Origin of the sequence: Gloeotrichia echinulata CP02, from assembly GCA_038087035.1 — a bacterium.
In the GTDB taxonomy this organism is placed as follows: Bacteria; Cyanobacteriota; Cyanobacteriia; order Cyanobacteriales; family Nostocaceae; genus Gloeotrichia; species Gloeotrichia echinulata.
Map to the genome: position 1 here is coordinate 5,515,963 of CP051187.1, position 12,971 is coordinate 5,528,933.

Genomic DNA, 12,971 nt, shown 5'->3' on the forward strand with positions numbered 1-12,971 from the left:
GTATCAAAAAATCGGCATCCACGCATTATTACTCAAGTTGATGGCGTAATCGTTAATTATTTATAACTTATGTCTGGATTCGGTACTGATGAAGTACAATTTCCTAGGGTTTTTGGGATTAACTACGCACAAAAAAGCCTCGGAATTGAACTTTTTTCAACCACTTCCAAAGGAAGATATGTATCATATCTATTTCGCAAAATCAACTATTTTTGGGAATGATATTTTTTTTAAATTAAAAACTGTATCGAAATAAATAATTCTCATATAAAGTGGTAAAGAAAAGTTTATGTTTTTTTCATATGCCAAGAGGATTTGCTGAGGCGATCGCTAACAATAGTCTCCCACTGGCGTAAAGTTGCGGAAAATTGGGGCTGTTGTAAATCTGAACGCCAAAGAATTAAAGCATCCTCGTGATCTTTGTAATAACGTGGGCGGCGTCCAGCTGTTTTGAAGCCAAATTTTTGATATAAAGATATAGCCCCCAAGTTGGAAGCTCGGACTTCGAGGGTAGCTCGTTCTAAGCCGCGATCGCTAGCTGTCTTGAGAAGGGCACATAGCAAAGCCTGCCCTAAACCTTGACGGTGATATTCGGGATGAACTGCCAAAATTGTAATGTGGGCTTCTTCTAAAATTGACCAAAAGCAACCCATTCCCAGCAGATTCAAGCTAGAGGGAGGGGAGAATAAACCAAGTAAATCACTGTTGGGACTGTCCAATTCTCGTTGGTAGGCGTCTAGAGTCCACATACCGCCAAAACAAACTTGATCAAGTTCCAGCAATGCACTCAGATGATCTGATGTCAGTGATTGTAATTCTAAATCTAATGAGATCACAAGTGTTGGAAAGAAAAGCAAACTCTTTGTAAACTGAGAATCGGGAGACGAGAAAATACGTGCGGCCAGCGCGAAATCAACGCTCGTGGACAAGACCCGCCGGCGGGCTTGGTGGAAACGAGAAGTAAACTTACACAAATCGAAGTAAATATTTAGTTTTCCTCGATTTGTGTAAGTTTTATCAGGCAAATATTCACGCCCGTAATTTGATTAAGGACAACTTTTATATTATGGTATCGACTTACCCTGCTGGGGTTCAAGAGGCTGGCAGTCAATTTTTAGCTCAAGGGAGCAGCACAAATGGGAATATTTCGCCCAATCAGGAACTTCTACCTTTGAGTGCCAAAGTCAATAGTTATGGATGTCTGGAAATTGGTGGTTGTGATATCACAACCCTAGTTCAACAGTTTGGCTCACCCTTGTATATTTTAGATGAAGAAACCCTGCGTACGGCTTGTCAGCAATATCGGGATGCTTTCAAGCAATATTATCAAGGTGAATCTCAGGTATTATATGCCTCAAAAGCGTGGAATTGTTTAGCAGTCTGTGCGATCGCCGCATCAGAAGGGTTAGGAATTGATGTGGTTTCTGGTGGTGAACTATACACCGCCCTGAGTGCTGGTGTCAATCCTGATAAAATCTATCTCCACGGTAATAATAAATCTCGTGAAGAACTAGTTTTAGCTATTGACTCTGGTGTCACCATTGTGGTGGATAACTGGCATGAGTTAAAGACCCTAGTCCAGATAAATGGGGAGAACAGGGGAAGTTCTCTCCCCAGCACTCCGATTATGCTACGGGTAACTCCAGGTATTGAATGTCATACACATGAATACATTCGTACTGGACACTTAGATAGTAAATTTGGCTTTGATCCAAATGATTTAGATGAAGTTTTCAGCTTTGTCAGTCAGCAATCTAGCCTTAACTGCGTAGGGTTACATGCTCATATTGGTTCCCAAATTTTTGAACGCCAACCCCATCAAGATTTAGCTGCTGTGATGGTGCAGTGGTTACGAGAAGCAGGAAAATATAGTTTAAATATTACCGAGTTAAATGTTGGTGGTGGTTTAGGGATTAAGTATACAGAATCTGACGACCCCCCGAGTATTGAAGAATGGGTAAAGGCGATTTGTGAAGTAATTCAATCCGCTTGTGCAGCCGAAAATCTGCCTTTGCCAAAATTACTATCGGAACCGGGGCGATCGCTGATTGCCACAGCTTGCGTCACTGCTTATACTATTGGTTCATCCAAAGTTATTCCAGAAATTCGCACCTACGTGGCAGTTGATGGAGGAATGTCGGATAATCCGCGCCCAATTACTTACCAGTCAGTTTATCGAGCAGTAGTTGCCAATAAAATATCTGCTCCGCTCACAGAAACTGTCACAATTGCCGGTAAACATTGTGAATCAGGGGATATTTTAATCAAAAATGCCCGCCTGCCAAAAACTGAACCAGGAGATATTTTCGTAGTTATGGGAACTGGTGCGTACAATTACAGTATGGCATCTAACTATAACCGCTTACCGCGACCGGCAGCAGTTTTAGTGGCAAATGGCGAAGCCAACTTGATTTTACGGCGTGAAACTTATCAAGATGTGATTCGCCAAGATTGCCTACCAGAAAGACTTAAGTAAAGAGTCAGAAACCCCACGCCTAAAGGCGGGGGCTTGAAAAAGCCCATCTGACCAGCCTAAGTCTTAACTGACTACGTTAGTGGCAAGAGTTTAAGACCTACCAGGGAATGCGTAGCTAGTTCCTTGCTCTAGAACCAAACTGTTAAACAGATGTACAAGGGTTAAGTCAGTGCAGTTTGGATAGTTACCGACCACTAACATTGGCGTTCGCGCAGCGTCTCCTCTTAGGAGAAGCTAACATTACCCGAAAGGAGGCACTTTATGTGCAAAGTTTTTGTAATTAATACCGAAAAAAGACCACTAAACCCAATTCATTCAGCACAAGCAAGACAACTATTAAGGAGCAAAAAAGCAGCCATTTATCGCCGCTTTCCATTCACTATTATTCTTAAAGAATTACACTCATCGCCAGTACAACCACTGCGATTAAAGCTTGACCCTGGTGCTAAAACCACAGGTATAGCATTAGTTAACGATGCAACTGGCGAAATAGTTTTTGCTGATGAATTAAAACATAGAGGTTTTGCGATTAGAGATGCTCTTACCTCAAGGAGACAATTAAGACGTGGCAGAAGAAATCGCAAAACCCGTTACAGAAAACCCATATTCTTAAACAGAACACGCCCAGAAGAATGGTTAGCACCTAGCCTTATGAGTCGGGTTCACAATGTTGAAACATGGGTAAACAGATTGCGTAAATTTGCACCAATCACAGCGATTAGTACCGAATTAGTCAAGTTTGATATGCAATTAATGCGTAATCCTGAAATCGAAGGCAAGGAATATCAGCAAGGTACATTAGCTGGATATGAAACCAGAGAATATCTACTTGAAAAGTGGAATCGGCAATGCGCCTATTGTGGTGTCAAAGACGTACCTTTGCAGATTGAACACATTCACCCACGTTCTAAAGGTGGGTCTAATTCAATCACAAACCTTGCATTAAGTTGCGAAAAATGCAACATCAAAAAAGGGACTAAGGATATTAAGGATTTCCTCTCTACGAGAGGCTGCGCCAACAAAAAAGACCCTACTAAGTTACAGAAAATCTTGGCACAAGCTAAGAAACCGTTGGCTGATGCAGCAGCAGTTAATGCTACTAGATACAAGCTTTTAGAGGTTTTGAAATCTACGGGTTTACCCGTTGAATGTGGCTCTGGAGGTCTAACAAAGTTCAATAGAACTAGTCAGCAATTAATCAAGACTCATTGGATTGATGCTGCTTGTGTTGGTAAATCAACACCAACATTAAATATCAAAGGTATCAAACCATTGTTGATTACAGCTAATGGACACGGAACAAGGCAGATGGCTGGCACTGATAAATTCGGGTTCCCTACTCGTCATCGTTCAAATAAACAAATCCATTTTGGATTTCAAACTGGAGATATTATTAAAGCGGTTGTTACCAGTGGTAAAAAAGTTGGCGAATATTTAGGACGTGTTTTGTGTCGTGCCACGGGTAGTTTTGATATCGCTACCAAGACCGGAAGAATATCAGGAATAAGCCATAAATATTGTTCAGCGATTCACAAAAAGGATGGATATAGTTATGCCTTTTGAAGCAATCTTGACGGCGAATAAATTCGCCTGCGCCTTACCCCCATGTCTAAAGCCAGGGGCTTCCACGGCGCGTTCGCGTAGCGTCACGAAGTGAGGACTTTGGTGAGGAGTGAATCAATTTTGGATTTTGGATTTTGGATTTTAGATTTATTCCACGAATAAATTCGGGGGCTTGGGACCAGTTTAGATTTTAAATTTTGAATCTTCAATTCCATTATTTAAAATCTAAAATCTAAAATTCGGTGAGGAGTCAGGAGTTAGGAGTAACTCCTAACTCCTAAGTGTATTTGTATTTGTATTTGTATTTGTAATCCAGATGTCATGAGAGATTGGTCAAAGCAATGGCTGACAAACCTGGGATGGTCGCAGTCCTTGCTGCTTGGGACTCTGGATATTATGTTTGTTTTGGCGCTGACGTACATGATACTAGTTATTATTAGTGAGCGCCGAACACTGTGGATGGTACGCGGATTTATTATCTTGATGTTAGCCTCAGCAATCAGTAACAGATTAGGGCTACCATTGTTAAATTTTGTACTAGAAAAATTGGTCATTGGCTGTGCTGTGGCGATGGCGGTTGCTCTCCAGTCAGAGTTTCGGCGATTTTTGGAACAATTAGGACGTGGCGAATTCCGTCAGTTATTTCAACCATCCAGTCTTGCAGTGCCAAAATCCGATAGTGTAATTGATGAAATTGTAGAAGCAGTTAAAGAACTGTCGAAAAACCGGATTGGAGCATTGCTGATTTTGGAAACAACAAGCCCGATTGATGAGCGGGATTTTTCTGTACCCGGAGTAAAATTGAATGCTGAGGTTTCTAAGGAACTAATACAGACAATTTTTCAGCCAAAAACTTTGTTACATGATGGCGCGACCTTAATCCGTGGCTCACGGATTGTAGCATCGGGTATAATTTTACCACTTTCGGGACGCACAGCCTCGCGCCAGTTGGGAACACGCCATCGGGCGGCAATGGGAATTACTGAGCGGGTCGAAAATTGCATTTGTGTCGTTGTATCAGAAGAAACAGGTTCTATTTCCTTAGCAGAACGGGGAAGCCTGAATAGACCTCTGACGATTAGGACACTGAAAGAGTCTTTAGATGCTCGATTGTCCCCATCTGGAGATCGGGAAGCTGTTGCTCCTGGTTTGTTAAGTTTGGGTCGTCAACTTGGTATAAATACACTAGCACTAGTTTCGCGTTTACTCCGATTACCATCGACCGCTTCTCGGAATAAAAAATGACAGCACAACAAACTGAACTGGAAGATTTGCCTCCTGGCTTAAAACGAGAATTACTACCCAAGCACGTTGCAGTGATTATGGATGGCAATGGTCGATGGGCTAAACGTCAAGGTCTACCCAGAATTATGGGTCATAAACGGGGAGTAGATGCTCTTAAGGATTTACTCCGCTGCTGTAAAGATTGGGGAATAGAAGCCCTGACGGCTTATGCTTTTTCGACGGAAAACTGGAAACGACCGCAGGAAGAAGTAGATTTTTTAATGACTCTGTTCCAAAGAGTTTTGCGCCAAGAACTGAAAGAAATGGTGGAAGAAAATGTTCAAATTCAGTTTGTGGGAAATTTGAAGGCCTTACCGCGATCGCTCCAAGAGGAGATTTCCCGCTCAATGGCAGAAACTCTCAATAATCGTGCTATCCGGTTTACAGTAGCCACAAATTATGGTGGACGACAAGAAATTTTACAGGCTTGTCGAGCGATCGCCGAAAAAGTCCAACAGGGTTTGTTACAACCTGATGAAATTGATGAAGCGGTATTTGAACGCCACCTCTACACAGCAGGAATTGCTGACCCAGATTTATTAATCCGTACTAGTGGAGAAATGCGCCTGTCAAATTTCCTGCTTTGGCAAATGGCTTATGGGGAAATTTATATCACCGATACTCTCTGGCCAGATTTTGACCGCACTGAATTTCACCGCGCTTTGTCTGCTTACCAGCAACGAGAGAGGAGATTTGGGACAGTTTAATTTTTTCTGTGTCAGTTCCTAACTATGCCGAGAAAAAATGCCCAACTCTATTCGTTGATTGTGAGATCTCAATGCTTAATCGTGCAGATGCCAATTTTTTCTGATGGTTAACGATGGCTGGGCATTTTTTTGAGTGGATTACTCAGCGAAAAAGAACGGCCCATGCCATTGACTTTCTGCTTCCGCATCGCGCCAGAAGAATGCCAATTGGTTGCCAATTCTTGCCACTAATTCTAAATTACCTACATGACCAAAGTTGCTTTGGATCATCGTCACGGCATCTACTTGACCTACTTCTTGAGCAAAGAAAATAGGTCCATTCCAAGGCAGGTTTTCATCATCATTATCCCGCCAGTAGAATGCTAAACCACCGTCATTTGCAGGTACTACCAGTTCAAAATTACCTTGATTGCCAAAGCTACTTTGAATTAGTACGGGATTTCCTGACACTTCAACCGAACCGACAACGAATGGCCCATACCATTGACTTTCAGCTTCAGCATCGCGCCAAAAGAAAGCCAATTGGTTGCCAATCCGCGCCACTAATTCCAAATTACCTACATGACCAAAGTTGCTTTGGATCATCGTCACGGCATCTACTTGACCTAGTTCTTGAGCAAAGAAAATAGGTCCATTCCAAGGCAGGTTTTCATCATCATTATCCCGCCAGTAGAATGCTAAACCACCGTTATTTGCAGGTACTACCAGTTCAAAATTACCTTGATTGCCAAAGCTACTTTGAATTAGTACCGGATTTCCTGGCACTTCAACCGAACCGACAACGAATGGCCCATACCATTGACTTTCAGCTTCAGCATCGCGCCAAAAGAAAGCCAATTGGTTGCCAATCCGCGCCACTAATTCCAAATTACCTACATGACCAAAGTTGCTTTGGATCATCGTCACGGCATCTACTTGACCTAGTTCTTGAGCAAAGAAAATAGGTCCATTCCAAGGCAGGTTTTCATCATCATTATCCCGCCAGTAGAATGCTAAACCACCGTCATTTGCAGGGACTACCAGTTCAAAATTACCCAGATTGCCAAAGCTACTTTGAATTAGTACCGGATTAGCCAGAGGCTGGGATAAAGTCAATTCATTTTTCGTCATAATTCACTCTGTTAAGAACTTACCACGAATGAAAAAATGCTCAAAAAACTTAAAAATTCCCTGAACAATTACCTAGAGAAATCATAAATTTTATTTTCTGATATCTCTAGGCTAGATTAATTTTATCTTGACTATATAGGGTGTTAGCAATATCAAATTAATACAAAAGAATAGGTTGTTTCAAAAATAAAAACAATATTTCTGGGAAAAATTGCTTAATTTATTGAAGGTACTAGTGCTAAATGCTGAGTAAGAAAACAATTTTAGTTGCAATCAAAGAAGTTCTATTTTTTGTTTTATAATTAATCTACTATCACATGGATGGCGAGTAATTATATAAAATAATCTAGATTTTACTCGGATTTATCCGCCAGTTAACTTTTCTAACCTATACAGTTATCCATATCTAACTAAGTAGGTCGGCGCAAATAAACCGTACGGTCGAGGGTCGTCATTTGTCCTTTGTCATTGGTCATTGGTAAGAGTTTCAGGCTTGTTTACTTTTCTTAACATAGTTTGGTTTATTTCTGCCTACTTACTTAGCAACTTACGTTAATAAATTCATAGCTCAATACGGTTGAGTTAGGGAAAATTGTAGGTTGGGTTGAGGGACGTAGCAAGCTAGCCGTAGGCTAACCCAATATTTGGGGGGGTTTTGTTGGGTTACTCTTCTCCTGCGGAGACGCTACGCGAACGAGAAGCCCCTTCGGGTCTACGTTCCTCAAGCCAACCTACGGAAATGTTCAATTTTAGGCTTAACTAAACCGTATTGGCTTAAGGTCCTGCAAAAACTGCTTGTTCAATATCTTCCCGACTGAGAGAATACTTAAACGAGCGTTGGATATCTTGCCGATTTTCCCCAGCTTCGATATATCGGACGACAATTTGCTCAACATCGAGTAATACTTCGGCTTGCCAACGAGGACGCTGTAAACGCCAGCAATGTAGCTGTGCTTCATCTTGTTCACAGCCTTGGTCTTTGAGCCACTGCTCAATTTGTGGCAAGGTATGGTTATATAGAGGAGTGTCAGGGGAAACTAAAGCCATAAGTAATTAAGACTCAAAATTCAAAATTAACAAAAATAATTTTTATTTCCCCAAAGGTTATTCTCTTGGGAAAGATGGTGAATTTGCTGTGGTACTGATGGATGTGGTGGTAGTATTTGTGTTTGGAAAGCAGCCTCACCACGAGTTAAGCCAATGGCGATCGCCAACAGTAGACAACCCAAAAACGTCAACCCCAAGATAAACAAAGCAAAAATTTCACCAGTTGACAGGGGGCGATCGCTGGCGTCGAGGTAAGCTGATTTTGACCAATCATAGGGATTGACCATAGAATGATTCAAATCGGGAGGTGCTTGAATCACTCCAAAACGGGAATAGCCAATTTTCAGGTCATAGTTTAACCGTCGTTCTGGATTACTCAGGGTGGCGTAGGCTTCATTAAGAAGCTGAAATTTAGGTGTAGCCAGAGCCGCAGGTAATTCTGTAGTATCTGGATGATAGCGTTTGCTCAGTTCTCGATAAGCACGACGGATGTCGATAACCGATGCTGAGGGATGCAGTTCTAGCAGGGTGTAGTATGTTGGTTCACTGCTTGTTGGCATTGCCCCATTTTGATTCACGGCTTTTTGAGTCACCTTGCTTCAAGATGTTTTTTATATTCTAAATCGATTGTGAATGTGGAGAGAGCCAAGCACACACAGCAGGTTTAGCATCTAATTTAATATTTATTAAAGCATTAAAAGAGATGTGATGGACATGAGAATTAATCTCGAAAATATTTAAACGCTCATCGAAATTATTAGGACTTACGCATTTGTGACGAAAAATCAGTCTTTGCGATTACTTCGCGACCCACCCTTCGGGACAATCCGGGAACGGCTTCTCGAAGGATACTTAATGACGTAAAATCCTAGTTCGTTCGTCAGTCCTACATTTATTTTACCATTTAATAAACTTCATCATGGCTGCCAATATCAATTAATAAAATAACCATTTCTAACAATTTTTCATGTTCAGAGAAATTAAAGATGATTCTACAATCATAAGCAACATAACAAGACCACAATCCCGCTAAATCTCCTGTTAATTTGTGAGACTTTAACGATGGTATAAATGGAGCATCTGCCAAAAGCCTTAATACGTTAACAATTTTATTTTTTAATTCCGGGTTTTTCTTGATAATTTTTCTAAAAGACCGCTTAAATCCACTACTCCAGACAACTTCCATCATCATCTCCTAGTAAATCAGCGATCAAATCATCAACGCTTCCCCTATGAGCTGTTCCATCTTTAAAAGCCTGTTTTACTTCCTGAAAATTAGCCAAAATTTCAACCCGCCGATTTTCAATTCGTTGCTGGCGAAGAAATTCAAATAAATACTCTCGATCTTCTGTGGGCAAACTTTCAATAGAATTAATAATTTCTTGTAAAGTCATCATAGAACTTCCTCTCACGATGTTCTTTTTCATCTACCATGAATCTTTCTTTTAATGTGTTCATTGAATCTTAGCATTTTTCCTCAATTTTACTTCTGGACTCATTCTCATCCCTAACCTAATAAATCAGCACGGGGTTTAAAGGTTTCAATTTGGCGCAGTTTTTCGTAAAGTTCCCGTTCTTCAGCATTAATAGTTTTGGGAGTAACTATTTGAATTTCGACCAATTGATCGCCTCGTTTCCCCTTATCATCGGGGTAGCCTTTATTTGCTAACCGGAATTTTTGACCAGACCTAACTCCTTGAGGAATTGTCATTTTCACTGGACCATCAAGAGTTGGTGCTTCTACCTGTCCGCCTAAAACTGCTTCAGAGGGTGTGACAGGAACTTGGCAAGATATGTTGATACCATCTAGCTTAAATAAAGGATGGGGTTCGACGGTAATTTTTAAGTACAAATCACCCCCACCAATACCTTGGTTGCGGAGGCGGATAGTTTGACCTGTAACCATACCAGGAGGCATAGTAACTTCTAGGGATCGCCCATCTTCTAAACGAATGCGTTCATTGCCGCCTTGATAAGCTTTTTCTAGTGGTAAAGTTAATCTAGCTTCGATATCCCGACGGGTAGCGCGTGGTGGACTGGGAGGAACTGTGTATTCCACTCGGCTTTTTGGGGTACGAAATGGATCGCTAGTTGTGGTACTATTTCCCCCAGTTTTAGTCTCTTTGCGACCGCCTACACCAATTACTTGATTGATAAAGCTTTCAAAATCAGCAAATTGGCTAGGGTCTACATCTTGATTGCCTTTGCGACCGTTAGAAGGATTATCCCAGGTTTTGGTTTTTGGTGTCTGTTTATTGGCAAAGCCTTTTTGCTTCCAGTAGCGGCTAAACTGGTCGTACTGCGCCCGTTTAGCTGGGTCAGACAGGACTTCATAAGCCTCTCCAATATCTTTAAATTTTTCCTCTGCTTCTTTATTTCCTGGATTAAGATCAGGGTGATATTGTCGTGCTAATCGCCGATAAACTTTTTTAATTTCTTCACTGGTGGCTTCTTTAGGTACTCCTAAAATCTCGTAGTAATCGCGAAAATTCTGCAAATTTTGCATAGCCAGTTATTTAAATTTAGATTTTAGATTTTAGATGGTGGTAAAAAGTTAGGATTACTCCTAACTCCTCACTCCTAACTTTTATGAGGCTGATTACAACCAATCATTATCGTCATCATCCCAGTTATCTTGGTAGCTGGGTCGCGATTTGCGAGGGGAACGGTTGTCTGGGGCGGATGAACGAGTATCCCTCCCATAATCTCTACCGGAATCTCGGTTATAATCTCTACCGGAGTCTCGGTTATAATCCCTACCGGAATCTCGGTTATAATCTCTACCGGAATCTCTGCCATAATCCCTACCGGAGTTTCTCCCAGAGGAATCGCGATCGCGGTATGTATCTCTGGGAGTATCGCGTTCTCGGTCTTTGTCGCCGGTAAAAATTTCTTTAATTGCACCAAATAAATCATCGTCTTCGTCCTCAGCATAATACTGGCGGACTTCTCGGTTTAGTTCATACAAAGCATCTTGTAGGTCGGCGTAGGCTTGGTCAATTCCGCGATCGTCGTTTTCTTGTAAACTTTCCCGTAGTTCCCGACTAATATTGTCTATCTTTTGGCGGCGATTGCGGGCAAATTGCATTCCAAATTCTAGCGCTACCTCTCTGAGTTGGCGTTCTGCTTGTAAAATCAAGGCTTCAGAACGTGTGCGTTTTTCTACCCTTTCTTTGCGTTCGCGGTCGATTTCGGCATATTTTTGAGCTTCTTGTATCATCCGATTCACTTCTGATTCGCTTAAGGTAGAAGCGCCTTGAATTGTGATACTCTGCTCTCTTCCGGTGGTTCTATCCAGGGCTGTTACCTGTAAAATTCCGTTGGCATCAATATCAAATGATACCTGTACTTGCGGAATTCCCCTAGGCGCTGGCGGGATGCCATACAACTTAAAGCGTCCCAGGGACTTGTTATTTGCTGCCATTTCCCGTTCGCCTTGGACAACATGAATTTCCACGGTATTTTGGTTATTTTCGGATGTGGAAAAAATATCGGAACGGCGGACTGGTATAGTAGTGTTGCGGGGAATTAGTTTTTTCATGACACCGCCAATGGTTTCCAATCCCATCGATAGGGGGGTGACATCCAAGAGCAACACATCTTTGAGTTCACCTGCGAGAATGCCTGCTTGAATTGCTGCACCGACTGCTACCACTTCATCAGGGTTGACGTTTTCGTTTGGTTCTGTACCAATCAGGTCACGCACTAGTTGCTTGACGATTGGCATTCGGGTAGAACCACCTACTAATACTACTTCTTCAATATCTGCGGGTGTCAGACCGGAATCTTTTAGGGCGCGTTTGAGTGGGGTTCGTAACCGTCCCACCAAATCACCGCACAAACCTTCAAATTGAGAACGAGTCAGGCGGGTTTCTAGATGCTTGGGGCCATCTTCAGTAGCGGTGATGAAGGGTAAGTTAATATCGGTGACGCTGACGGCTGAAAGTTCGATTTTGGCCTTTTCGGCTGCTTCCATGAGCCGTTGCAAAGCTTGGCGATCGCGTCTTAAGTCTACTCCCTCGGTTTCCAAAAATTGGTCTGCCAACCAGTCTACAACTTTTTTGTCGAATTCATTACCGCCAAGTTGAGTATCTCCACTAGTAGCTTTGACTTCAAATACGCCATCACCGACTTCGAGAATCGATACGTCAAAGGTGCCACCACCCAAGTCAAATACTAAGATGGTTTCAGTGTCACCACGATCTAATCCGTAAGCCAAAGAGGCTGCGGTAGGTTCATTGAGAATCCGCAGTACTTCTAAACCGGCAATTCTGCCAGCATCTCTGGTTGCTTGGCGTTGGGAATCGTTAAAATAAGCAGGAACTGTAATTACTGCCCCTGTCACTGGTTCACCCAAATACCGACTAGCATCATCAGCCAGCTTCTTCAGCACCATGGCCGAAATTTCTTCTGGGGCGAATTCTTTATTCAAACGGGGACAGGAAATTTTAATATTACCAACTTCGTCTTTGCGGATGGTGTAAGGTATCCGCTTTGATTCTGGATTCAGTTCGCCATATTTGCGCCCAATGAACCGTTTAACGGAGAAAAAGGTGTTTTGGGGGTTGAGGACGGTTTGACGCCGTGCCATTTGCCCGACAACCCTTTCACCTTCTTTGCTGAAACCAACTACGGAGGGGGTTGTTCGCATTCCTTCTGCATTGGCAATCACCACCGGCTTGCCACCCTCCATCACGGCGACTACTGAGTTGGTTGTACCCAAGTCGATGCCGACTACCTTGCCCATGCGTTACTGTTCTCCTACTGTGTCTTACTATAATTTA

12 protein-coding genes are annotated in these 12,971 nt (G+C 42.2%); 4 read left to right on the forward strand and 8 right to left on the reverse strand.

Going from position 1 to position 12,971, the window contains the following annotated elements; translation table 11 throughout:
- Positions 1 to 287: 287 nt before the first annotated feature.
- Positions 288 to 836, reverse strand: coding sequence for a ribosomal protein S18-alanine N-acetyltransferase (gene rimI, locus HEQ19_24430; protein ID WYM02167.1), 549 nt, complete (start codon positions 834 to 836; stop codon positions 288 to 290).
- A 230-nt stretch (positions 837 to 1,066) separates the two neighbouring features.
- Here rimI and lysA point away from each other — a divergent pair, with 230 nt between their 5' ends.
- The 4 genes from lysA (at position 1,067) to uppS (ending at position 6,030) form a co-directional block, all read left to right on the forward strand.
- Entirely contained in the window at positions 1,067 to 2,476 is a 1,410-nt protein-coding gene (gene lysA, locus HEQ19_24435) for a diaminopimelate decarboxylase (protein ID WYM02168.1), read from the forward strand.
- Positions 2,477 to 2,737: 261 nt separating this feature from the next.
- Positions 2,738 to 4,039, forward strand: coding sequence for an RNA-guided endonuclease IscB (iscB, locus tag HEQ19_24440; GenBank protein ID WYM02169.1), 1,302 nt, complete (start codon positions 2,738 to 2,740; stop codon positions 4,037 to 4,039).
- A 321-nt stretch (positions 4,040 to 4,360) separates the two neighbouring features.
- Positions 4,361 to 5,284, forward strand: a complete 924-nt coding sequence (gene cdaA, locus HEQ19_24445) for a diadenylate cyclase CdaA (GenBank protein WYM02170.1) — start codon at positions 4,361 to 4,363, stop codon at positions 5,282 to 5,284.
- Positions 5,281 to 6,030, forward strand: a complete 750-nt coding sequence (gene uppS, locus HEQ19_24450; protein WYM02171.1) for a polyprenyl diphosphate synthase — start codon at positions 5,281 to 5,283, stop codon at positions 6,028 to 6,030. Before cdaA ends, uppS begins: the two co-directional genes overlap by 4 nt.
- A 138-nt stretch (positions 6,031 to 6,168) precedes the next feature.
- On the opposite strand, the gene HEQ19_24455 is transcribed toward uppS, so the two are convergent.
- The 7 genes from HEQ19_24455 to dnaK form a co-directional block, all read right to left on the reverse strand.
- Positions 6,169 to 7,140 carry a hypothetical protein gene (locus HEQ19_24455; GenBank protein ID WYM02172.1) on the reverse strand — a complete coding sequence of 324 codons (972 nt, stop codon included), beginning with the start codon at positions 7,138 to 7,140 and terminating at the stop codon, positions 6,169 to 6,171.
- Positions 7,141 to 7,914: 774 nt separating this feature from the next.
- The gene (locus HEQ19_24460; GenBank protein WYM02173.1) at positions 7,915 to 8,187 is read right to left on the reverse strand and encodes a DUF3143 domain-containing protein; all 273 of its coding nucleotides are present in this window, start codon (positions 8,185 to 8,187) and stop codon (positions 7,915 to 7,917) included.
- Between the two features lie 26 nt (positions 8,188 to 8,213).
- Entirely contained in the window at positions 8,214 to 8,747 is a 534-nt protein-coding gene (locus tag HEQ19_24465) for a J domain-containing protein (protein WYM02174.1), read from the reverse strand.
- Between the two features lie 344 nt (positions 8,748 to 9,091).
- Positions 9,092 to 9,373 (reverse strand): type II toxin-antitoxin system YafQ family toxin, encoded by a 282-nt coding sequence (locus HEQ19_24470; protein WYM03588.1) that lies wholly within the window; start codon positions 9,371 to 9,373, stop codon positions 9,092 to 9,094.
- Positions 9,354 to 9,584: a hypothetical protein gene (locus HEQ19_24475; GenBank protein ID WYM02175.1), complete on the reverse strand. Its 231-nt coding sequence runs from the start codon at positions 9,582 to 9,584 to the stop codon at positions 9,354 to 9,356. Before HEQ19_24475 ends, HEQ19_24470 begins: the two co-directional genes overlap by 20 nt.
- A gap of 110 nt (positions 9,585 to 9,694) precedes the next feature.
- A complete protein-coding gene (locus HEQ19_24480; GenBank protein WYM02176.1) occupies positions 9,695 to 10,693 on the reverse strand; it encodes a DnaJ C-terminal domain-containing protein in 999 nt (332 codons plus the stop codon).
- A gap of 93 nt (positions 10,694 to 10,786) precedes the next feature.
- Positions 10,787 to 12,934 (reverse strand): molecular chaperone DnaK, encoded by a 2,148-nt coding sequence (gene dnaK, locus HEQ19_24485; GenBank protein ID WYM02177.1) that lies wholly within the window; start codon positions 12,932 to 12,934, stop codon positions 10,787 to 10,789.
- Positions 12,935 to 12,971: the final 37 nt, after the last annotated feature.